Source organism: Paenibacillus phoenicis, assembly GCF_034718895.1.
Lineage (GTDB): Bacteria > Bacillota > Bacilli > Paenibacillales > Paenibacillaceae > Fontibacillus > Fontibacillus phoenicis.
In genome coordinates this window covers 1,999,587-2,021,983 of the sequence record NZ_JAYERP010000001.1, presented here as the reverse complement: position 1 = coordinate 2,021,983, position 22,397 = coordinate 1,999,587, and the positions used below count along the sequence as shown (strand labels likewise).

Annotated in this window: 18 protein-coding genes; all 18 read left to right on the top strand. The window is 54.2% G+C overall.

The window, feature by feature from the left end:
- Positions 1-2,247, top strand: a complete 2,247-nt coding sequence (locus tag U9M73_RS09585; RefSeq protein WP_323076981.1) for a penicillin-binding transpeptidase domain-containing protein — start codon at positions 1-3, stop codon at positions 2,245-2,247.
- Positions 2,248-2,330: 83 nt separating this feature from the next.
- On the top strand, positions 2,331-4,295 hold the full coding sequence (locus tag U9M73_RS09580; protein ID WP_323076980.1) for a stage V sporulation protein D: 1,965 nt from the start codon (positions 2,331-2,333) through the stop codon (positions 4,293-4,295).
- 86 nt (positions 4,296-4,381) lie between these two features.
- The gene (locus U9M73_RS09575; protein WP_009225597.1) at positions 4,382-5,872 is read left to right on the top strand and encodes a UDP-N-acetylmuramoyl-L-alanyl-D-glutamate--2,6-diaminopimelate ligase; all 1,491 of its coding nucleotides are present in this window, start codon (positions 4,382-4,384) and stop codon (positions 5,870-5,872) included.
- Positions 5,869-7,269, top strand: a complete 1,401-nt coding sequence (locus U9M73_RS09570; protein WP_323076979.1) for a UDP-N-acetylmuramoyl-tripeptide--D-alanyl-D-alanine ligase — start codon at positions 5,869-5,871, stop codon at positions 7,267-7,269. The genes U9M73_RS09575 and U9M73_RS09570 overlap by 4 nt, the downstream gene beginning before the upstream one ends.
- Positions 7,270-7,292: 23 nt before the next feature.
- A complete protein-coding gene (mraY, locus tag U9M73_RS09565; RefSeq protein ID WP_323076978.1) occupies positions 7,293-8,258 on the top strand; it encodes a phospho-N-acetylmuramoyl-pentapeptide-transferase in 966 nt (321 codons plus the stop codon).
- A gap of 5 nt (positions 8,259-8,263) precedes the next feature.
- On the top strand, positions 8,264-9,688 hold the full coding sequence (murD, locus tag U9M73_RS09560; protein WP_323076976.1) for a UDP-N-acetylmuramoyl-L-alanine--D-glutamate ligase: 1,425 nt from the start codon (positions 8,264-8,266) through the stop codon (positions 9,686-9,688).
- Positions 9,689-9,737: 49 nt separating this feature from the next.
- Entirely contained in the window at positions 9,738-10,835 is a 1,098-nt protein-coding gene (gene spoVE, locus U9M73_RS09555; protein WP_009225601.1) for a stage V sporulation protein E, read from the top strand.
- Between the two features lie 4 nt (positions 10,836-10,839).
- On the top strand, positions 10,840-11,949 hold the full coding sequence (murG, locus tag U9M73_RS09550; protein ID WP_260070713.1) for an undecaprenyldiphospho-muramoylpentapeptide beta-N-acetylglucosaminyltransferase: 1,110 nt from the start codon (positions 10,840-10,842) through the stop codon (positions 11,947-11,949).
- 228 nt (positions 11,950-12,177) lie between these two features.
- The gene (gene murB / locus U9M73_RS09545) at positions 12,178-13,083 is read left to right on the top strand and encodes a UDP-N-acetylmuramate dehydrogenase (protein WP_009225603.1); all 906 of its coding nucleotides are present in this window, start codon (positions 12,178-12,180) and stop codon (positions 13,081-13,083) included.
- Between the two features lie 16 nt (positions 13,084-13,099).
- The gene (gene murA / locus U9M73_RS09540) at positions 13,100-14,380 is read left to right on the top strand and encodes a UDP-N-acetylglucosamine 1-carboxyvinyltransferase (protein WP_009225604.1); all 1,281 of its coding nucleotides are present in this window, start codon (positions 13,100-13,102) and stop codon (positions 14,378-14,380) included.
- Positions 14,381-14,496: 116 nt separating this feature from the next.
- Positions 14,497-15,264 (top strand): cell division protein FtsQ/DivIB, encoded by a 768-nt coding sequence (locus U9M73_RS09535; protein WP_323076974.1) that lies wholly within the window; start codon positions 14,497-14,499, stop codon positions 15,262-15,264.
- A gap of 255 nt (positions 15,265-15,519) precedes the next feature.
- On the top strand, positions 15,520-16,770 hold the full coding sequence (gene ftsA, locus U9M73_RS09530) for a cell division protein FtsA (protein WP_009225606.1): 1,251 nt from the start codon (positions 15,520-15,522) through the stop codon (positions 16,768-16,770).
- 56 nt (positions 16,771-16,826) lie between these two features.
- Positions 16,827-17,942, top strand: a complete 1,116-nt coding sequence (ftsZ, locus tag U9M73_RS09525; protein WP_036645617.1) for a cell division protein FtsZ — start codon at positions 16,827-16,829, stop codon at positions 17,940-17,942.
- Between the two features lie 188 nt (positions 17,943-18,130).
- Positions 18,131-19,102 carry a sigma-E processing peptidase SpoIIGA gene (gene spoIIGA / locus U9M73_RS09520; protein ID WP_009225608.1) on the top strand — a complete coding sequence of 324 codons (972 nt, stop codon included), beginning with the start codon at positions 18,131-18,133 and terminating at the stop codon, positions 19,100-19,102.
- A gap of 19 nt (positions 19,103-19,121) precedes the next feature.
- Positions 19,122-19,844 (top strand): RNA polymerase sporulation sigma factor SigE, encoded by a 723-nt coding sequence (gene sigE, locus U9M73_RS09515; RefSeq protein ID WP_009225609.1) that lies wholly within the window; start codon positions 19,122-19,124, stop codon positions 19,842-19,844.
- Between the two features lie 152 nt (positions 19,845-19,996).
- On the top strand, positions 19,997-20,779 hold the full coding sequence (gene sigG / locus U9M73_RS09510; RefSeq protein ID WP_009225610.1) for an RNA polymerase sporulation sigma factor SigG: 783 nt from the start codon (positions 19,997-19,999) through the stop codon (positions 20,777-20,779).
- A gap of 171 nt (positions 20,780-20,950) precedes the next feature.
- Positions 20,951-21,286 carry a YlmC/YmxH family sporulation protein gene (locus U9M73_RS09505; RefSeq protein WP_009225611.1) on the top strand — a complete coding sequence of 112 codons (336 nt, stop codon included), beginning with the start codon at positions 20,951-20,953 and terminating at the stop codon, positions 21,284-21,286.
- Positions 21,287-21,560: 274 nt separating this feature from the next.
- A complete protein-coding gene (gene pgeF, locus U9M73_RS09500; RefSeq protein ID WP_036645622.1) occupies positions 21,561-22,397 on the top strand; it encodes a peptidoglycan editing factor PgeF in 837 nt (278 codons plus the stop codon).

Genomic DNA, 22,397 nt, shown 5'->3' with positions numbered 1-22,397 from the left:
ATGATCAAGCGAATAAAGCTTCGAACACTGCTGATAGGGGGATGTATTACCCTCTTTTTTGCTGTATTGATCGGTAGAGCGTTTTGGCTGCAGGTCGTGCAAGCGGACTTTTGGCAGGCGCATGCGGAGGAGCTGTGGTCGACCAAAAAGTTGCTGCCCGCAACGAGGGGGACGATCACGGACCGGAACGGCGACGTCCTGGCGGTGGATGCTCCGGCTTACACGGTGGCCGTCAATCCCGAACTGATTAACAAGTACGGCCTTCAGGACGAGGTAGTTGAAGGGCTTGGCAAGGTCCTCGGTAAAGATGAAAGTGAACTCCGGAAAATCGTCAATGCCAAAAAAGAGTCCGGCGAGTACTATACGCAACGCGAGGTCCGGAACGAGGGCTGGAAGATTGATCAAGACCTGAAGAATCAGGTGCAGGCATTGATCGACGAGCTGAAGGAAAAGCATAGCAAACTGCAGGACGTCGGCATTTACTTGATCAAGGATCAGAAGCGGTATTATCCGAATCAAAGCTTGGCTTCCCACGTCTTGGGATACATCGACCGCGAAGGCAAAGCCGTATCCGGTATTGAAGCCTACTTCGATGAGCAGCTCAAGGGCGTTGACGGTTCACTCGAGTACAAGCGGGACGGCCGGGGAATTGAGATTCCGAAAGCCAGCGAAATTTATAACCCGCCGAAGAACGGAGACAACCTGAAGCTGACGATTGACTACACGATCCAGTACTACATCGAGCAGGCGATGAAGGAAGCGTACGATCAGCTGCAGCCGATCAGTATGACGGTGATTGCGGCCGATCCGAAGACGATGGAAATCCTTGGCATGGCGAATATGCCGACCTATAACCCCAATGAATATTGGGCGGATGTCGATCAGAAAAATTTCTATAACCACGCGATCAAATCCGTTTACGAGCCAGGTTCCACATTTAAAATCGTGACCTTGGCCGGGGCGGTACAGGAAGGCTTATTTAATCCAAATGCTACATACAAATCCGGCAGCATCCGGGTGCCGGGGCAAACGATTCACGACTTGAAGCGTTCCGGCTGGGGCGAGATCACGTATCTGGAAGGCGTGAAACGCTCCAGTAACGTCGCTTTCGTCAAGCTGGGTTACGAGATGCTGGGTCCGGAACGTCTGAAGACGTACGTCGATCAATTCGGATTCGGGAAAAAAACGGGCATCGAGCTGCCGGGGGAATCCAAAGGGATCGTGGATCCGGTGCAGCAGGCTGACTTTGCGGCGATGTCATACGGCCACGGGAAGCTGCTTGTGACGCCGTTGCAGCAAATTGTGGCGGTATCGGCCATCGCGAATGGCGGCAAGCTGATGGAGCCGCATATCGTCAAGTCCATCACCGATCCGCAAACCGGGGAGACGGTGGAAACCAAACCTAAAGTGCTTCAGCAGGTGATCTCTCCCGACAAAGCGAAAGAAGTTGGAACTTATTTGGAGCAGGTGGTCTCGGACCAAAAGATCGGGACGGGACGTCACGCCTACATCGAAGGGTATCGGGTTGCCGGTAAGACGGGGACTGCAGTAAAGGTAGTTAACGGCCAATATGATTACACGAAACAGGTCGTTTCATTTATCGGCTATGCGCCGGTGGATGATCCGAAGATCGCGGTTATCGTCTTGATCGACGAACCCAAGGACTCGGAACTGGGCGGGGGGGCCGCCGCCGCTCCGGTGTTTAAGCAGATCGTAAATCAAACGCTGCAGTATATGGGAGTTCCGAAAAAAATCGAAGGCAGCGCGTCCGGTAACTCCTCGAAGACAGCGGCTTCGGGACCAAAAGTTCCGGATGTCGGCGGGTTGCCAGTTCAACAAGCCAAGGACAAACTGTCGGCAAGTCGCATTTCCTATGCAACATATGGGAAAGGGGATACGATTATCTCCCAATTCCCGAAGGCGGGAACGACGCTCAAATCCGGGCAATTCGTTTACTTGCTTACGGAGAAGGGATCGGACATCAATGTGCCAAACCTGCAAGGCGAATCGCTGCGCGATGCCTTGGAGTTACTATCGGTCCTTCAAATCCCGGTTACGGCGAATGGGGAAGGCTACGTCGTCTCACAGGAGGTTGTCAACGAGAACGGCGGCAGACGTGTAATCCTTACCCTGGAACCGCCGGATAAGGAGGAAACTTCGTCCAACGATGAGCAGGTGGAGGATGCCTCAACCAGCGGCGATCAAGGGAACGATGCCGGAGAGAAGGAGACCTCGGACTCGCCATAGCTTGTTCTAACCCCTGGTTGTCCTGAATAGTCATGTGATGAGTGCAATCATGATGATGTCAGGATGGGTAAGGGGGGCGACCTGTGAAAGTATCCAGATTTACTGTACGACGAAGATTATTCTGGCTGTTAATGGTGTTGTGTTTGCTGTTTGCGGCGCTGGCCGTGCGTCTTGCCTACGTTCAAATCGGGAAAGGCGCTGAATTGTCCGCCAAAGCGGAGGATTCCTGGCGCCGGAACATCCCGTATTCGGCGAAGCGCGGCGAAATCAGCGACCGCAACGGCACGGTGCTTGCTTATAATATTACGACGCCAACGGTGATGGCCATTCCGGTGCAGATCAAAAATCCGGAGCAGACGGCCAAGAGCCTGGCGCCGCTGCTTGGGATGACCGAGGAATCGGTACTGAAGACGATCACCAAGAGACAATCCATAGTCAGGCTGCAACCCGGCGGACGCAAAATTACGATGGAAAAAGCGCAGCAAATTCGTGATTTGGCTCTTCCGGGTATTGTTGTTGCCGAAGACAATAAGCGCTACTACCCCTTCGGGGGATTGGCAGCACATATCCTGGGCTTCACCGGCGGCTACAACCAAGGCCTTACCGGCGTGGAAAGCAAATACGACAACCTGCTCAGCGGCATGAACGGAAGCGTGTCTTATTTGTCCGATGCCGGCGGGCGCTTGATGCCAGGTTCGTCGGAGAAATACGTGGAGCCGAAGGACGGCCTGAATCTGACGCTGACGATCGATAAGACGATCCAGAGCATCATCGAGCGGGAGTTGGATCAGGCGATGGACCGGCTGCAGGCTGATTCAGCGCTGACAATTGCGATGAACCCGAAGACGGGAGAAATCCTTGGCATGGCTGCCCGGCCGGGGTATGAGCCGGGAGCCTACCAAGAATATGATGCAGAAGTGTATAACCGGAATTTACCAATCTGGATGACGTACGAACCAGGTTCCACCTTCAAAATCATTACATTGGCTGCGGCATTGGAAGAGAAAAAGGTGGATTTGCTGAATGAGCGTTTTTTTGATCCGGGTTACGTCAAGGTGGGCGGGGCAACCCTGCGCTGCTGGAAGAAAGGCGGCCACGGCAGCCAAACGTTCCTTCAGGTCGTAGAAAACTCCTGCAACCCCGGGTTTGTCGCCTTAGGTCAACGGCTGGGGAAAGAAACGCTGTTCCAATACATCAAAAATTTCGGCTTCGGCAGCAAAACCGGCATCGACCTGAACGGGGAAGAGAACGGGATTCTGTTTAAGCTCTCGCAAGTAGGGCCGGTGGAACTGGCGACGACCTCGTTTGGTCAAGGCGTTTCGGTGACTCCGATCCAGCAGATTACGGCGGTATCCGCGGCGATCAACGGCGGCAAGCTGTATAAACCTTATGTAGCCAAAGCGTGGACGAATCCGGAGACGGGCGAGGTGGTTTCGGAGAACAAGCCGCAGCTGGTGCGGCAGGTCATTTCGGAAGAGACCTCCAAGCAGATCCGCATGGCGCTGGAAAGCGTCGTCGCTAACGGAACCGGCGGGAACGCGTTTATCGACGGGTATCGGGTTGGCGGCAAAACCGGGACAGCGCAAAAGGTTGTGAACGGGCGTTACTCGCAAAATGAACATATCGTTTCGTTTATCGGCTTCGCTCCGGCAGACGACCCGCAAATCGTCGTATACACGGCGGTGGATAACCCGCAAGGCATTCAATTCGGCGGCGTGGTGGCCGCTCCGATCGTACGCAACATCATGGAGGATGCACTGGAATATATGAAGGTTCCGCCTCGCGAGCAGCAGGTCAACAAGAAGTATAAATACGGAGAGACGCCAATCGTAACGGTACCTGATCTGATCGGCCACACGACCCAGGAAATCTACGAGGATTTGAACATGAACTTCAACCTGGCGAGATCCGGCACCGGCAATGTGGTGATCAACCAAGCTCCGAAAGCGGGGGCCCGGGTAGAGAAAGGATCGACGATCCGCATCTACATGGGGACAGAAGCGGAGGCAGAGCAACAGCATGATCATAACTCGATCACAAGTGAATAATAATCCTGAATTTAGTTAAATTTGGTGATAATATAGTATGAGTGTGTAGCGGTACAACACGCAGTTGAAAGACGGAGGGGTAACCTATGCTGCTTAAGAAACTAGCAACGTATTTTATGACATCGCAGATACGAGGGGATGGGGAAACGTCCTGTACGGGGATTGCGATCGATTCGCGCAAGGTACAGCCGGGGGATCTATTTATTTGCCTTCCCGGCCATACGGTGGATGGTCACGATTATGCCCGGCAGGCGGAAGAACAAGGTGCCGCGGCACTTGTAGTAGAACGGTGGCTGGACGATGTTGCCTTGCCGCAGCTTAAAGTCAAGGACAGCCGGCAGGCGATGGCTGTGCTCGGAGGCGTATTCTTCGGCGCGCCAAGCTCGCGGCTGAAAGTCATCGGCGTGACCGGCACGAACGGCAAGACGACCACCACTTATCTGATCGAGCGGATTTTGCAAGATCAAGGCAGGGAAACGGGATTGATCGGCACGATCCAACGCCGGTTCGCCGGGCAGACGTATCCGATGTCCGGGACAACGCCGGAGTCGCTGGAGCTGCAGCAATATTTGCATGACATGGCTGAAGGCGGCGGTGAGTATTGTGTAATGGAAGTGTCCTCTCATGCGCTGGCGCAAGGGCGCGTGAAAGGAACCCGCTTCCGGACGGCCGTTTTTACGAACTTGACCCAGGATCATCTGGATTATCATAAGACAATGGACGAATACCGCTGGGCCAAAGGATTGTTTTTCTCCCGACTGGGCAATACGTATGCGGAAAATCCAGAGGAGCGCAGCTATGCCGTGCTGAATGTTGACGACCCGGCGAGCGCTTATTTTGCCAAACAGACGGCGGCTGAGGTGATTACGTATGGCGTGGAGCAAGATGCCGACGTTAGAGCCTCAAACATCTCGATTACCGCACGGGGGACGTCCTTCCACGTGGATACGTTCCGCGGGAGCGCAGATATCTCCTTGCGGATGGTAGGGAAGTTTAATGTGTACAACGCGCTGGCAGCCATCTCGGCGACGCTCTTGGAAGGCATACCGCTAGAGCAGATCAAGGCCAGCCTGGAATCGGTGAAAGGCGTTGAGGGCCGGGTGGAAGCGGTGGATGAAGGTCAGGATTTCGCCGTGATTGTGGATTACGCCCATACCCCGGACGGATTGGAGAATGTGCTGCGGACGGTGAATGAATTCGCGAAAGGCCGAGTGATTTGCGTCTTCGGCTGCGGCGGGGATCGGGACCGGAAGAAACGTCCGATTATGGGCCAAATCGCCGCGAAGTATGCAGATTACGTACTGGTGACCTCTGATAATCCTCGCACGGAAGACCCGCAAGCCATCTTACGGGACATCGAACAGGGACTCGTTGAGGACGGCGTGGATCAGGCGCGTTATGAGCTGATCGTCGACCGCCGCGAGGCCATCGGGAAGGCTATTGAAATGGCAAGCCGTGAGGATGTAGTATTGATTGCGGGGAAAGGCCATGAGACCTATCAATTGATAGGCTCCAAGGTGCTCGATTTTGACGATCGAATCGTTGCAAAAGAAGCGATAAGGGGTTTGGCAAAGTGATCAAAAGAAACTTAGCGGAAATTGCCGCGATGTGCGGCGGACAGATTCGGGAAGCGGGCGATGCCGGCATCGTGGTGCAAGGCGTTGTGACGGACTCCCGGCAAATAACGAAAGGCTGCCTGTTTGTGCCGCTGGCGGGAGAACGGTTCGACGGCCATGATTTCGCCTCGGACTGCCTGCAGGCGGGAGCAGGCGCTTGCCTGTGGGCACGCTCGAAGGGAACGCCGCCAGGCCCGGCCGTACTCGTGGACGATACGCTAATTGCGCTGCAGGCGCTGGCCAAATCATACTTGACCGAAACCGGAGCTAAAGTCGTCGGGATCACCGGAAGCAACGGGAAAACGACGACCAAAGACTTGGTTTACGCTCTTTTGTCTACGACTTATAAAGTGCATAAAACCAAAGGGAATTTCAACAACCATATCGGCCTTCCGTTAACGATCTTGGCCATGCCGGAAGATACGGAAATCGCCGTACTGGAGATGGGGATGAGCGGCCGTGGAGAAATCGAACTGCTCTCGAAGCTCGGTGAACCGGAAACGGCGGTTGTCACCAACATTGGCGAATCCCACTTGCTGCAGCTGGGTTCGCGGGAAGAGATCGCAAGAGCCAAGCTGGAAATTCTAGCGGGCATGAAGCCGGGAGGACTGTTCATCTACAATGGGGACGAACCTCTCATCCCTCAAGTGTTGGCCGAGCCGTCTACGGTGAAGCCGGAAGGACTGCAAACGGCAACGTTTGGGCTGCGTCCGGAGAATGACCAGTATCCCACGGGGATCCTGTTTACGGACCATCAAACGTTGTTTACGCCGCATGGCAGTGAAGGCGATCCGCTGGAACTGCCGCTTCTCGGCGAGCATAACGTATCCAATGCGCTTGCGGCGATCACGGTTGCCCGTCATTACGGGGTGGGCGAAGCAGCGATCCGCGAGGGCTTCAGCAAAGTGGAGCTGACCGGAATGCGGATTGAGGTTATTACCGGACGGAGCGGCATTACGATCCTGAACGACGCGTACAACGCCAGCCCCACTTCGATGAAAGCGGCCCTTGGCGTTTTGGAGCATATGAAAGGGTATCGGAAGAAAATCGCCGTGCTCGGCGATATGCTGGAGCTGGGCGATTCCGAGGCAGATTACCATCGCGAAATCGGGGAGATGTTGACACCAGGTACGGTGGATCAGCTGTTCACCTGCGGTCCGCTTTCCCGCCACATCGCCGAAGGGGCGAAGAAACAGTTGGACCCGAATTTCATTCATGCATATACTGATAAGTCTGAACTGATCCGCAAGCTGGTTTCGTTGCTGCATCCGCAGGACGTCGTCTTGGTTAAGGCTTCCCGAGGCATGAAACTCGAAGAAGTCGTCGAAGCGATCAAAACTAGCGAGCTGACACACTAATACCGGCGAAAGGGGGGGATCCCATGGATTTTGGACTTATCTTGCTAACGATCGGCGTATCTTTTATTCTGGAGGTCATCTCGGCTCCGCTGATCATTCCGCTGCTGAGAAGACTCAAATTCGGCCAGCAAATCCGCGGCGAAGGGCCGCAAAGCCATTTGAAAAAGGCGGGAACGCCAACGATGGGCGGCATCATTATCCTATTGGCGTTTACGTTAGCTTTCTTGAAATTTTCCGTTGTGAATACCGACTTCTACGTGCTTCTGGTCGCCACGCTTGGCTTTGGACTGGTCGGATTTCTCGACGACTATATCAAAATTGTATTTAATCGGTCTTTGGGTCTCACACCCAGACAGAAATTGATTGGACAGCTGCTGTTCGCCGGAATCATGTGTGCCTTGCTCATCTCGGAGGGCCATAGCACAGCGATCGTTATACCGGGGACGGACATTGCGTTTGACTGGGGCCCGTGGTTCTATTATCCGTTTATCGTCATTATGATGATGGCGGTGACCAACGCCGTGAATTTTACCGATGGCGTGGACGGCTTGCTGTCTGGCGTCAGCGCGATTGCACTGGGGGCGTTTGCGGTGATCGCCATGCAGGTGACTTCGCTTCCTGCCGCGGTTTGTGCGGCAGCCATGATCGGTGCCGTGCTGGGCTTTCTGGTATTTAACGCTCATCCGGCCAAGGTGTTCATGGGCGATACCGGTTCGCTGGGCATCGGCGGGGCGATTGGAGCGATTGCGATCGTCACCAAAACCGAGCTGTTGTTCCTGGTCATCGGCGGAATTTTCGTCATCGAAATGTTGTCCGTCGTCATCCAGGTCATTTCGTTTAAGACACGCGGCAAACGGGTATTTAAAATGAGCCCGATTCACCATCATTTCGAGTTGTCCGGATGGTCGGAATGGCGCGTTGACGTCACCTTCTGGGCGGTTGGACTGGTGCTGGCGGTCATAGGACTTTACTTGAACAAGGGGTTGTAATGAAGATGAATCATCCAGAAGAATACCGGGGACGTCAGGTTGTCGTTCTCGGTTTGGCGAGAAGCGGCGTTCAGGTCGCCAAAACCCTGCATCATTATGGCGCCGTCATCACGGTCAACGATAAAAAAGAACGAGAACAGTGTCCCGAAGCATCCGAATTGGAGGCTTTGGGAATTTCTGTTGTATGCGGAGGTCATCCGGACGATCTCATTCATGAGGGCGTTTCGCTGGTCGTTAAAAACCCCGGAATCCCGTATACCGCGCCTCCCGTGGCCAGGGCGATTGAGCTTGGCATCGAGGTTGTGACGGAGGTGGAGGTCGCTTATTTGATCAGCCCGGCTCCCATTCTCGGGATCACCGGATCCAACGGTAAAACGACCACGACAACGTGGATCGGCAACATGCTGGAGGCTGCCGGCATGAGACCGATTGTCGCCGGCAATATCGGCATCCCGCTGTGCGAGGCCGCCGAGGAGGCGGATGAAGGCAATTGGCTGGTCGCCGAGCTCAGCAGCTTTCAGCTGAAGGGGACCCGGGCGTTCCGCCCGGAGGTAGCCTGCTTGCTGAACGTGGCGGAGACGCACCTGGATTATCATGGGACAATGGATGATTACATCTCGTCGAAAGCCAAGCTGTTTGCGAATCAACGGGAAACGGACCGCGCCGTCCTCAATTGGGACGACCCCGTGTGCCGGGAGCTTGTGCCTTACATAAAAGCGAAGCTGATCCCTTTCTCCATGACCGAGGAGTTGCAGTCGGAGGGTGTTTACGTCGAGCCGGCATACATTCCGGACGTTGAAGACGGGCTGGCCCGCCGCATCATGTATCGGGGGGCTGATGGCGAGGTGCGTGTCATCGTCGACATTGCCGACATCGCCTTGCCGGGCCGCTTTAACATCGAGAACGCGCTGGCGGCGGTTGCGGCGGCGATTGCGGCGGGTGCCGCACCAGAAGCGCTTGCGGAGCCACTGCGAACGTTCCACGGTGTGGAGCATCGTTTGGAGTATGTGGACGAGAAGCAAGGCGTCGTTTACTATAACAACTCCAAAGCGACCAATTCCAAAGCGACGGTCATGGCCCTCGGCGCGCTGCAGGCACCCATCGTGCTGATCGCCGGCGGTTTGGACCGCGGCTCGGATTATATGGAGCTGCTGCCGGTTTTCAAAGAGAAGGTGAAAGCCGTTGTGGCGATGGGGCAAACGAAAGAAAAAATTGCTAGAGTCGCTGAGCTGGCGGGTCTATCGCACATCGTGCTGGTCGATACTGTGGACAGCGCCGCAGATACGCTGCGTGCTGCGCTGAAGGAGGCTGCAAGCCTGGCGGAGCCGGGAGATATCGTTCTGCTCTCGCCAGCCTGTGCCAGCTGGGATATGTTCCCTTCCTATGAGGAGCGTGGACGCATTTTTAAAGAGGCGGTGCATACCCTTTAAGTAGGGGGGTGGAAAAGCCCCTACTTTCGGTTAAGAGGTGGCATCCACGATGGGCAAGAGCCGTACGGCGCCGGATTTTTGGCTGGCGGCCAGCATTCTCGGATTGCTGGCGATCGGAATCGTAATGGTATACAGCGCGGGTTCCGTACTCGCTTTCCATGATTACGGCGATTCTTTCTATTTCGTCAAGAGGCAGCTGCTCTTTGCTGTACTTGGGTTAATCGCGATGTTCCTGATGATGAATGTAGATTACCGTCTGCTGCGGAAATACGCCAAAATCGGGCTGGTTCTATGCTTCATCCTGCTCGTGATCGTGCTGATTCCCGGTATCGGGGTCGTGCGCGGCGGGGCGCGCAGCTGGCTGGGCATCAGCTCGTTTGGGATTCAACCCTCCGAGTTTATGAAGCTTGGCATGATCTTGTTTCTATCCTATTGGCTGAGTAAGGAAGATTACAAGATCACGAATTTTACGAAAGGCCTGCTGCCGCCGCTTGGGATTATCGGACTTGCCTTCGGCTTAATCATGCTTCAGCCCGATTTGGGGACGGGGACGGTCATGCTGGGCGCTTCCCTGTTGATCGTGTTTACCGCAGGTGCACGCATTCGGCATTTAGCCGGCCTGGCGGCCGTGGGAGCGCTGGGCTTCGTCGGCTTGATCCTGGCAGCGCCTTACCGGCTGAAGCGGATCACCGCCTTCCTTGATCCCTGGTCGGACCCGCTGGGCGCAGGATATCAGATCATCCAGTCGCTGTATGCGATTGGACCCGGCGGATTGGCGGGCTTGGGACTGGGGATGAGCCGGCAAAAATACAGCTACGTGCCTGAGCCGCAAACCGACTTTATCTTCTCGATCCTAGCAGAGGAATTAGGTTTTATCGGCGGACTTTTGGTTCTGTTATTGTTTTTAATTTTAGTATGGCGCGGTATGCGCGTTGCCATGACCATCGACGATCTGTTTGGCAGCTTGCTTGCCGTTGGGATCGTTGGCATGGTTGGCGTGCAGGTCGTGATCAACATCGGCGTTGTCATCGGCCTGATGCCGGTCACCGGCATTACGCTGCCGCTGATCAGTTACGGAGGATCTTCGCTGACGCTGATGCTGACCGCGCTGGGCATTCTACTGAATTTATCCCGTTATGCGAGGTGAGAATATGCGCGTCGTACTAAGCGGCGGCGGAACCGGGGGGCATATTTACCCGGCTCTGGCCGTCGCCAGCCAATGCGCCAAGGAATTTCCCGGCTCCGAATTTCTGTACATCGGAGGCAAGCGCGGGCTTGAAAGCTCGATTGTTCCGCAGCAAGGAATTCCGTTTGAAGCGATTGAGATTACCGGCTTCCGTCGGAAGCTGTCATTCGATAATGTGAAAACGGTCATGCGTTTTCTCAAGGGAGTGCAAACTTCCAAGAAACTGTTAAAACAATTTAAGCCCGATGTCGTCATCGGAACCGGCGGATATGTCTGCGGTCCGGTGGTGTACGCTGCGGCCAAGCTGGGCATTCCCAGCATCATTCATGAACAGAACGCCATTCCGGGCTTAACGAACCGCTTCCTGAGCAAATACGCATCGACGGTTGCCGTCAGCTTCGAGGGATCGGAAAAGGCGTTCCCCGCAGCTCGAAACGTCATTTACACGGGAAATCCGCGGGCGACAACCGTATTTGCAGCCGATAAACAAAAGGGCTTTGAATCCCTTGGTTTGCCGCCTAGCAGCTCGGTTGTCCTTGTGGTCGGCGGCAGTCAGGGAGCTCGAGCCATCAATCAAGCGATGGTTGAAATGGCTCCGCTGCTTAAACAGTCCGAACACTTAAAATTTGTGTACGTCACCGGAGACCGCTATTATGCCTCGACGGTGGAGGCGATTTCGGCGAAATTGGGCGAGTTGCCCGCCAATCTGCAGGTGCTTCCTTATGTGCATAACATGCCGGAGGTTCTGGCCTGCACCTCGCTGATCGTGAACCGTGCTGGGGCTTCTTTTTTGGCGGAAATTACGGCGCTGGGGATCCCCGCGATTCTAATTCCATCCCCTAACGTGACGAACAATCATCAAGAGAAAAATGCCCGCGCGCTGGAGAGCGCCGGTGCCGCCGAAGTGATTTTGGAGTCGGAGCTGACGGGCCGCAGCCTGTATGCGTCCATCGAGCGCGTGATGAGCGATTTGCGTCAGCACAGCGCGATGTCGACCGCTTCCCGTGCCTTGGGCAAACCGGATTCCGCTCATCTTATCGTGGAAGAGATGCGGAGGCTCGTCAAACACCAATAAGGCGCTGTTCATGGGCGGCGTAAGGCCTTGTGCCGGGGGCTGGGCGATTGTCACACTCTCCGTGAGGGAGGCATAAGATACTCTATAAATCGTGACAACCAAGCGGGGCAAGATGATCAGCCCTGCAGGACCCGGGCTCCGGCAGTCATCGGCTGCCGATATGGAACAGTGGCACCCGGCGAAATACCGCCGAAGGTATCCGCCATTCAAGTCAAGGAGGGTTATACGATGCAGCAGTGGATATCACAATTGACCAGGCTGGAGGCCTTGGAGGTGTTGCCGAATGAGCCAATGTCGAAGTACACGACTTGGAAAATCGGCGGTCCGGCGGATGCGATGGCCGTTCCACAAACGACCCGGCAGCTTGCGGAGCTGATGCGCTTGCTCCACGCAGAAGGAATCCCGTGGATGATGATCGGAAAAGGCTCCAATCTGCTGGTTTCCGACAAAGGCATCCGAGGCTGCGTCATCCGGCTGGGTGGTGAGTTCGAGCAGATTGTTTTCGACGGTACGGAAGTCAGCGCCGGAGGAGGCGCATCCACCGTCCGGCTCAGCATCATGGCGGGCAAAGAGGGGTTAACCGGGCTGGAATTCGCCGGGGGGATCCCGGGTACGGTCGGCGGCGCCGTCTACATGAATGCCGGTGCCCACGGGTCCGATGTGTCACGTATATTTAAATCCGCTGACATTGTTCTGGAGACGGGTGAATTGGTCACATACACAGCGGAGGATATGAAGTTTGCCTACCGGCATTCCGTCCTGCATGAACAGCGAGGGATCGTGGCTCAGGCACGTTTTTCGCTTGCCGCGGGTGACCGGCTGGAGGTCGCGGCGGCCATGGCGGCGTACAAGGACCGCCGCCGTAAAACGCAGCCGCTCTCGCAGCCTTGTGCAGGCAGCGTATTTCGCAATCCGCCCGGCGATCATGCCGCCAGGTTGATCGAAGCGGCGGGTCTCAAAGGGATGAAGGTCGGCGGGGCTGAAGTGTCCACGCTGCATGCCAATTTCATCGTCAATACCGGGCAAGCGACAGCAGAGGACGTTCTTGCGCTCATGGAGCAAGTCAAGGCAGCCGTCCAAGATCAATTTGGGGTGGCGCTGGTGCCGGAGGTCTTCTTCGTGGGTGAACGGTAAACTCGGAGGTGATACATTGGACAAATTGGTGATCGAAGGCGGGAAACCCCTATCAGGAACCATTCGTATCCATGGAGCGAAAAATGCCGCACTGCCGATTCTGGCCGCATCGCTGCTGGCGGAAGGTAAGGTGCAACTTCGAAATGTCCCCCGCCTGCTCGATATTGATGTCATGTTAGGCATTCTCGGTCGACTGGGCTGTAAAGCCGTCCATTTGGGAGATACGGTGACTGTCGATACCTCGGGAGCAGATTCCAGCCATGTTCCTGAGGATTTGATGAAACAGATGCGCTCCTCCATCTTTTTGATGGGGCCGCTGCTTGCCCGGTTTGGGGAAGTATGCATCTATCAGCCGGGAGGCTGTGCGATCGGGGAACGGAAAATCGATCTGCATTTGAAGGGACTTGAAGCTTTAGGAGCGAAGATTGAAGAGCACGATCAGCAAATATGGTGCAGAGCCAGCAAGCTGGTTGGTACCGACATCCATCTGGATTTCCCCAGCGTGGGTGCAACGGAGAACATCATGATGGCTGCAGCGTTGGCTGAAGGCACAACCATGATTACGAACGCAGCACGGGAGCCGGAGATTCAGGATTTGCAAAACTTCTTGAATGCCATGGGCGCCAGCATCATCGGCGCTGGTACCGACACGATTACGATCAGAGGAGTGAAACGCCTCTTCCCTTGCGATTACGAGATTATCCCGGACCGTATCGTTGCGGGTACTGCTTTAATTGCTGTTGCTGCCACCCGCGGCAGCGTCACGCTGACCCACAGCAACCCTTCGCATCTGGTATCGCTGCTGCACGTGCTCAAGCGGGCCGGTGTTCAAATCGGAGTGAGCGATGATATAATAACGTTGAGCAGTGCAGGCCGTCCGAAAGCGGTGGAACGGATTGTGACCTCACCTTATCCTTCGTTTCCTACCGATTTGCAGTCCCAAGTGATGGTACTGTTATCCTTGGCGGACGGAATGAGCGTGATGAAAGAAACCGTGTTCGAAGGCCGGTTCAAGCATGTGGGCGAGCTGGTTCGCATGGGAGCCGACATTACGGTGGACCTGAATTCCGCGTTTATTCGCGGGGTGCCCCGGCTTTACGGCGCGACCGTGGAAGCAACCGACCTGCGTGCAGGGGCGGCGCTGGTGATCGCCGGCTTGGCGGCCCAGGGTCAAACCGTGGTGGAGCAGGTTCATCATATCGACCGTGGTTATGATCGGATCGAAACGATGTTCCAACGGCTTGGAGGCTCGGTACGCCGTGAATCTCCAGCCTTGCGTCAGCTGGATCTGGCCTAGGCCAATGTGATGCTGATTTGCGAAACCTTCGTAGTATAGCCCTAAACTTTTGTCCCCTCCCCTGGAGGGGATAATAAGCTTTGTAATACTTATTCAGAAAGTTGCGGAGAAATGACATGCCAAAAGCGAATGTACCCGTCCTAAAAGAACCTGCGCCCAAGAAGAAAAGCGGACGAAAAATCAAAACCATACTTATCCTGCTGTTCCTCGCGTTATTATGCGTTCTATTTTTCCGTTCATCTCTGAGCAAAATTTCTGTCATTACGTTTGAAGGCAATACGTATACGACGGAGACGGAGCTGTTGGGCGCCACAGGGCTTCAGGTGGGTTCGCCGTTTTTTGCGGTCAGTGCCGATCATATCGCCCGCAAGCTGGAAGAGATTCCTTCGGTGAAGCAAGCTGAGGTAGACAAAACGTTTCCCGGCAGCGTAACGATCCATATCGAGGAATATCCGATTGCAGCGTATGTGCTGTCAGAGGACGGGAAGCTGCGAGGCTTGCTCGCCAACGGAACGCGCATCGACCTGAAGGACGGGTCGATGCCGGTGGACAAGCCGATATTAACCGGTTGGAAGGACGATGACGAGGGCTTGGTCAAACTTTGCCAAACGCTGTCGCAAATTCCGGACGAGCTGACCGCAGACATTTCGGAGATCGTACCTTCACCAACGTTGTCTTATCCGGACCGAATTAAGCTGTATACCCGGTCCAAATTCGAAATCATTTCAGCCACTTCCCTCCTAGCCAAAAAGGCGGAATACATGAACGAAATTCTGCAAACACAGGACCCTGGAAAGCTGACGATGCTGGACGCGGATTCTTATGTTCCTTACTCCACGACGGAGGACGGAGACGATGGACAAAATGATACTACTCATGATTGAAAAACAATGATAAAATACATTTTATGGGCTAGTTGGCGTTCTCCCTCTTTTTTCTTCTAATTTTTCAGATAGGGGCAGGGTCTCTGCCACAGTCAGGTTACTTCCTGTCTATGAGATGTAAAAAGTTGGAAATCAAAAAATTTGTAGAAAAAAGAGGGAAAGGTTAAGTGGCGTTGAATTAGTAGATAGTGCATCTAACACGGCAAGCATATTTTGCAAGTATATTTTGATGGGGAAATAGGAGGTGCCAGGGGCTTGAGCAACAATGACATCATTGTTAGTTTGGACATCGGTACATCCAAAGTTCGTGCTATTATTGGGGAAATTAATAATGGAACCTTTAATATTATTGGGGTTGGATCTGCCGACTCGGAAGGAATTCGAAAAGGCGCGATTGTAGATATTGACCAAACGGTGCAATCGATCCGCAGCGCTGTGGATCATGCAGAACGGATGGTAGATATTCAAATATCTGAAGTGTATGTCGGCATTTCGGGAAATCACATCGGACTCCAAACGAGCCACGGGGTTGTAGCCGTACAAAATGAAGACCGGGAAATCGGTGAAGAAGACATCGAGCGGGTCCTGAAGGCGGCCGAGGTGATCGCCCTGCCGCCGGAACGAGAAATTATCGATGTGGTGGCCAAGCAATATATCGTGGACGGACTGGAAGGGATTTCGGACCCGCGCGGGATGATTGGCGTTCGGCTGGAAGTGGAAGCGACGATCGTCACCGGCTCCAAGACGGCGATTCACAATCTGCTTCGCTGTGTGGAGAAGGCCGGCCTTAAGGTTCGGGATCTGATATTGCTGTCGCTTGCTGCCGGTCAATTGGCGTTGTCTAAAGACGAAAAAACGATGGGATCCGTCCTGGTAGACATCGGTGCGGGTTCCACGACGATCGCTGTATTTGAAAGCGGCACGATCGTTGCGACATCCACGCTTCCGATTGGGGGAGAATTTATAACGAACGACATTGCCTACGGTCTTCGGACGTTAACGGATCATGCGGAGAAGGCGAAGTTGAAATACGGCTGCGCTTCAATCGAGGACGCGGCGTCGGATGTAACCTTTAAGGTGACACGGATCGGAAGCAATGTGGACAAGGAGTTTACGCAGGAGGATTTAGCCGCGATTGCGGAGCCGCGCGTACAGGAGATTTTTCAGTTGATCCGCCAGGAAGTCAAGCGTCTTGGCTACAGCGAGCAGCCGGGGGGATATATCCTGATCGGCGGTACGGTGTCCATGCCGGGATTGCTCAAGATTGCCCAGCAGGAGCTGGAAGCTTCGGTTCGAATTGCTGTGCCTGATTTCATCGGCGTTCGTGATCCTTCTTACACCGGCGGGGTGGGAATTCTGCATAAGGTGGTCAGAAACATGCGGATCCGCAGCGCTTCCAGCCCGAAGAAGAACGCGAACCGGAGCAAGGCTCCGGCACCGCAGGAAACCGTTCGGAAGAGCGGATTGATGGAACGACTCAAGAACTTGTTTAGCGAATTTATATAGTGGTTCAGGAATGATGCATGGGCGATCCATGCATATTGAGGGGGAGATGGAAGAGTATGTTGGAATTTGATTTCGAAATGGAGAGCTTGGCACAAATCAAGGTGATCGGGGTTGGCGGCGGCGGAAGCAACGCGGTTAACCGAATGATCGAGAACGGCGTGCAGGGCGTGGAATTTATTACGGTCAACACGGACGCTCAAGCGCTGCATTTGGCCAAGTCCGAACATAAATTGCAAATCGGGGACAAGCTGACCCGCGGTCTCGGCGCCGGAGCCAATCCGGAGGTGGGTAAGAAAGCGGCAGAGGAATCCCGCGATTTGATTGCCAATACGTTGAAAGGCGCCGACATGGTGTTTGTTACTGCCGGTATGGGCGGCGGTACGGGAACTGGTGCAGCGCCGGTTATCGCCGAGATCGCCAGAGAATGCGGCGCGTTGACGGTTGGCGTCGTGACCCGTCCGTTTACGTTTGAAGGCCGCAAGCGCTCCACGCAAGCGGAGATGGGCATTGAAGCATTGAAGGAAAAGGTAGACACGCTGATCGTCATTCCGAACGATCGCTTGCTTGAGATTGTGGATAAGAAGACGCCGATGCTGGAAGCGTTCCGCGAAGCGGACAATGTCCTGCGTCAAGCCGTGCAAGGCATTTCTGACTTGATTGCCGTGCCGGGTCTGATCAACCTCGACTTTGCCGACGTGAAGACGATCATGACTGAGCGCGGATCCGCTCTGATGGGTATTGGTCTTGCAACCGGCGAGAACCGTGCTGCCGAAGCTGCACGCAAAGCAATCATGAGTCCGCTCTTGGAGACTTCAATCGAAGGGGCACGCGGCGTCATTATGAACATTACCGGCGGGGCCAACCTGTCGTTGTATGAAGTTAATGAAGCAGCAGAGATCGTGATTGCCGCTTCTGACCCAGAAGTGAACATGATTTTCGGTGCAATCATCGATGAGAATATGAAAGAAGAGATCAAAGTTACCGTGATCGCCACGGGGTTCGAGAACAAGCCGATGCCTAGCCGCAAGCCGGCAGTGTCTGCCCCTGGTGCTCCGGAGCCGCAGGAAACCCGATCGACCTCCACGCTGAGACCGTTCGGCAACCAGCCTAGCGGCGACCAACTGGATATTCCGACGTTTCTTCGTAACCGTTCGCGGAACAACAACGAATAGGTTAGGAGCTATTAAACGTCTTCCCCGAGACCTTGACCCGAGTATGGGCCAAGGTCTTTTTTTCTCTCCTCCAGTCCTGCGAATCTCTTCAGCGATGTCGACAAAAATAGTGGCATTCTACTTTCAATTTTAGACAGACTTTATCGCTCGTTCTCTTTATACTGATAACCATCTACCCAGGCAGGTGAATGCCGTTGGTTGTCTATATCGATCTCATATTTTTGATGAACCTATTGATCGATGCAAGCTTGCTCCTGGTCACGGCTTGGATGCGGAAGCAAAAAGTCGTTCTCTGGCGGCTGGCCTTGTCGGCGGTGGTTGGGGCGATGTACGTCGTCATGATGTTTTTGCCGGAGCTCTCATTTCTGTACACGTTTCTGGTGAAATTTCTATTCTCTGTCGTGATGCTGTGGGTTGCGTTCGGATTTGGAAGTTTACAAAACTACTTACGGAATATGGGAGCTTTTTATATCGTCAATTTTGCAGCGGCCGGCGGGATTCTAGGTGTACATTATTTGCTGCAAGACTCCGGAGAAATCTGGAGCGGGATATGGTATTCGGCTTCCGGCGGGCTTTCGTTTTCCTTGAAAATCGGAGCGTTGTTTATTCTGGTATGCTTCTTTGCCGTCTTGTATTGGTTTAAGCGGGTGATCGATGCACGTCAGCGTCAGGAGCGGATTCGCTCGTTCTTGGCCGAGTTGGAGGTGCGTGTTGGCGATACGGCGATTACGTGCACGGGGTTGATCGATACGGGCAACCAGTTATCCGATCCCCTGAGCCGGCTGCCGGTGACGGTGATGGAAGCTGCGCTTTGGGAGCGGGTTCTCCCCCCGTCGTATCGGGGAAAGCTGGCTGACGAGCGTGCGGACAACCTCATCTTGGAGCTGACGGAAGCGGGGGATTTTCCATGGCCGGAGCGGCTGCGTTTGGTTCCGTATCGCGGGATCAACAAAGGAACCCAGTTCATGCTGGCGCTGAAGCCTGACGAGGTAACGGTCCGTCTGGAAGGCCAGGAACACCGGACGTCCCGGGTGCTGATCGGCTTGGATGGAGGGCGGTTATCGACGGAAGGCACTTACCAAGCGATTATTCATCCCGCACTGGTAGAGACAGCAGAGGCGAATGAAAGCATGGACACCATCAGTAAAACGGGAACGTAACTTAGGAGGATACAAAGCGATGCATGTAAAGTGGAAAATGATGCTGCAGCTGCAGTATTACCGGCTGCTGTTTCTTTTTGGATTAAAGAGTGAAGAAATCTATTATATCGGCGGCAGCGAAGCGCTCCCTCCGCCATTAACGCGCGAAGAGGAGGAATACTTGCTGCAGCGGTTGCCCAGCGGCGACTCCGCCATCCGGGCGATGCTGATCGAGCGCAACCTGCGGCTGGTCGTATATATCGCTAGAAAGTTCGAGAACACGGGAATTAATATCGAGGATCTGGTGTCCATCGGCGCGATTGGCTTGATTAAAGCGGTCAACACGTTTGACCCGGAGAAAAAGATCAAGCTGGCGACCTACGCATCCCGTTGTATCGAAAACGAAATTCTGATGTACCTGCGTCGGAACAGCAAAATCCGCACCGAGGTCAGCTTTGATGAGCCGCTGAACATCGATTGGGACGGCAACGAGCTGCTTCTCTCCGACGTGCTCGGCACGGAGAACGATACAATCTATCGTAACATCGAGGAGCAGGTCGACCGCAAGCTGCTGCACAAAGCGCTGGATAAATTAACCGAGCGCGAACGGATGATTATGGAGCTTCGGTTCGGGCTCGTTGACGGCGATGAGAAGACACAGAAGGATGTAGCTGACCTGCTGGGGATTTCGCAATCGTACATCTCGCGTCTGGAGAAACGGATCATTAAACGGCTGCGCAAGGAATTTAACAAGATGGTGTAATGGCCTGATGGAAGCGCAATTTTCCCAATCTCCAATTATTTCGACAGAAGTCGACTTAAGTGTTTTCGCTTCGACCTGGAAGATGACGGCGGAATAAAAATGCAGTCCCGGGAGATACTGTTCATTAGTTTCTCCTTGGGAGGTAAGACACGATGACCCGAAACAAAGTCGAAATTTGCGGTGTCGATACCGCAAAATTGCCCGTTCTAACCAATGCGGAAATGCGTGAATTGTTCCACTCGTTGCAGCAGGACCACGTAAGATCAGCCAGAGAAAAGTTAGTAAATGGCAATCTGAGACTCGTGCTGAGCGTCATCCAGCGGTTCAACAATCGGGGGGAGTATGTGGACGACCTATTCCAGGTTGGCTGCATCGGACTCATGAAAGCCATCGATAATTTCGATTTATCGCAGAACGTCAAATTCTCCACTTACGCTGTGCCGATGATCATTGGGGAAATTCGGCGTTACCTGCGGGACAACAACCCGATCCGCGTCTCCCGAAGCTTGCGAGATATCGCCTACAAGGCGCTTCAAATGCGGGACAACCTGACCAATCAGAACTCCCGTGAACCTACGATTTTTGAAATCTCTGAGGCTTTGGGCTTACCGAAGGAGGACGTCGTCTTTGCCCTCGACGCCATCCAGGACCCGGTTTCCTTGTTCGAGCCGATCTACCATGACGGCGGGGATCCCATCTACGTGATGGACCAAATCAGCGATGACAAGAACAAGGACGTATCCTGGATCGAGGAAATCGCCTTACGCGAAGCGATGCAGCGGTTGGGCAACCGTGAGAAGATGATCTTGTCCATGCGTTTCTTTGAAGGCAAAACGCAAATGGAGGTCGCCGATGAGATCGGGATCTCCCAAGCCCAAGTGTCCAGGCTCGAGAAATCCGCTATTTTACAAATGCAGAAGCATGTGAAGTCGTAAATCCGGTCCCTGCGGGGACCTTTTTTATTTGGGCTCCTGCCGATTTCGCTACGGAGTTTTTTTGTGTGTTGTTTGGACGTCTCTTTTCCTGTGGCCAAGGCGCATGCTCCGAATCCCGCGCTCATATAGTAAAGGGACGGAGTAATTAGACGGGACGGGGGCGGTAGAACCATGGACAATGTGGTAAGGGCGAGTATGAAAATATCCGATTTTCAGACGAAGGACGTCATCAACGTCGTGGACGGGAAACGGCTTGGGCATATCAGCGACCTGGAACTGGACTTGAGGCAGGGGGTTATTGAGGCGATTGTTGTGCCTGTCGGGGCTAAATTTATGGGGTTGTTTGGCGGAGGGAGCGATCTGATCATCCCATGGAAAAATATCGTGAAAATCGGATCTGATGTCGTGTTGGTTAAAATGGAGGAACTCCGAGAACCAAGAACGCAGACGACCTACGACACGACGGTGTATATCGACCGAGACGGACGGGCGGAACGGCGGAGCTAGAATCCACAAGCGGTGTAGTGCCGATTTGTGGTAGACTTGAAGGAAATACAGTGTCTTGAATTATAACGGACCTCAGAGACGTTATTCTGCCGATTTCTGCCGGAAACAAAATGTAGCGGACCCTAAAGACCTTATTCGGCTGAACTGGGCATGATTTCCTGCGATTTCAAGCTAATAACGACTCTCCGGTCCGTTACAAAAAAATTAGGCGGCTTTTTTGATAAATAAGGTCGTTTAGGTCCGTTAAATTTTAATTCCTATAAGGAGATGGATGATGGAACCGTTTGTAAGGAATGCTAAAGACCAACAACCGGAACGGCTCGAGCTGGCTCCGTGGGCGAATATTTTTCCGGGAATCAGCGCCGGATTTACCGGACGGTCAGGCGGAGTCAGCGAACCGCCGTATGATGCCTTAAATTTGGCTCTCCACGTTGGCGATGATCCTCAGCACGTGCTTGAGAACCGGCGCCGGTTAGCTGAAGCGTTGGGGTTTGCCCCTGAGGCATGGACCTGCGGGGAGCAGGTTCACGCCAACGCCGTCGCCGTGGTTCGTGCCGAAGATCGCGGCAAAGGATACCTGGACCGCAGCAGCGCTTTCCAGGAAACGGACGGGCTGGTGACGAACGTGCCGGGCGTGCTGCTCACCTCGTTTTATGCCGATTGTGTTCCCCTTTATTTCGCTGATCCCGTGAGAGGCGTCGTTGGCTTGGCCCACGCCGGCTGGAAAGGCACCGTCCGTCTGATCGCTGCGGAAATGATCCAAACGATGGAGCGCGAGTTCGGCAGCCAGCGTAGCGAGATCCGGGCGGCGATTGGCCCCAGCATTGGGGAATGCTGCTATGAGGTGGACGAAGTGGTGATGGAGAAGGTTCGTGAGGCCCTACCAGGCGAGGAGCAGCATTATGCTTCCGCATCTCCCCGTGCAGGAAAAACAATGCTGAACTTGAAAGAAATGAATCGAATCATTATGATTAAAGCAGGAATATTGCCGACTCATATCGAATGTACAACGTGGTGTACAAGCTGTCATCCGGAGTATTTTTACTCTTACCGGGCGCAAAATGGCGTTACAGGGAGAATGGCAAGCTGGATTGGCATAAAAGAGAGGTGA

Coding starts and splice junctions, on each gene's coding strand:
- U9M73_RS09585 (WP_323076981.1), top strand. CDS start 1: ATGATCAAGCGAATAAAGCTTCGAACACTGCTGATAGGGGGATGTATT.
- U9M73_RS09575 (WP_009225597.1), top strand. CDS start 4,382: ATGCTGCTTAAGAAACTAGCAACGTATTTTATGACATCGCAGATACGA.
- mraY (WP_323076978.1), top strand. CDS start 7,293: ATGGATTTTGGACTTATCTTGCTAACGATCGGCGTATCTTTTATTCTG.
- murD (WP_323076976.1), top strand. CDS start 8,264: ATGAATCATCCAGAAGAATACCGGGGACGTCAGGTTGTCGTTCTCGGT.
- spoVE (WP_009225601.1), top strand. CDS start 9,738: ATGGGCAAGAGCCGTACGGCGCCGGATTTTTGGCTGGCGGCCAGCATT.
- murG (WP_260070713.1), top strand. CDS start 10,840: ATGCGCGTCGTACTAAGCGGCGGCGGAACCGGGGGGCATATTTACCCG.
- murB (WP_009225603.1), top strand. CDS start 12,178: ATGCAGCAGTGGATATCACAATTGACCAGGCTGGAGGCCTTGGAGGTG.
- U9M73_RS09535 (WP_323076974.1), top strand. CDS start 14,497: ATGCCAAAAGCGAATGTACCCGTCCTAAAAGAACCTGCGCCCAAGAAG.
- ftsZ (WP_036645617.1), top strand. CDS start 16,827: ATGTTGGAATTTGATTTCGAAATGGAGAGCTTGGCACAAATCAAGGTG.
- spoIIGA (WP_009225608.1), top strand. CDS start 18,131: ATGCCGTTGGTTGTCTATATCGATCTCATATTTTTGATGAACCTATTG.
- sigE (WP_009225609.1), top strand. CDS start 19,122: ATGCATGTAAAGTGGAAAATGATGCTGCAGCTGCAGTATTACCGGCTG.
- sigG (WP_009225610.1), top strand. CDS start 19,997: ATGACCCGAAACAAAGTCGAAATTTGCGGTGTCGATACCGCAAAATTG.
- U9M73_RS09505 (WP_009225611.1), top strand. CDS start 20,951: ATGGACAATGTGGTAAGGGCGAGTATGAAAATATCCGATTTTCAGACG.
- pgeF (WP_036645622.1), top strand. CDS start 21,561: ATGGAACCGTTTGTAAGGAATGCTAAAGACCAACAACCGGAACGGCTC.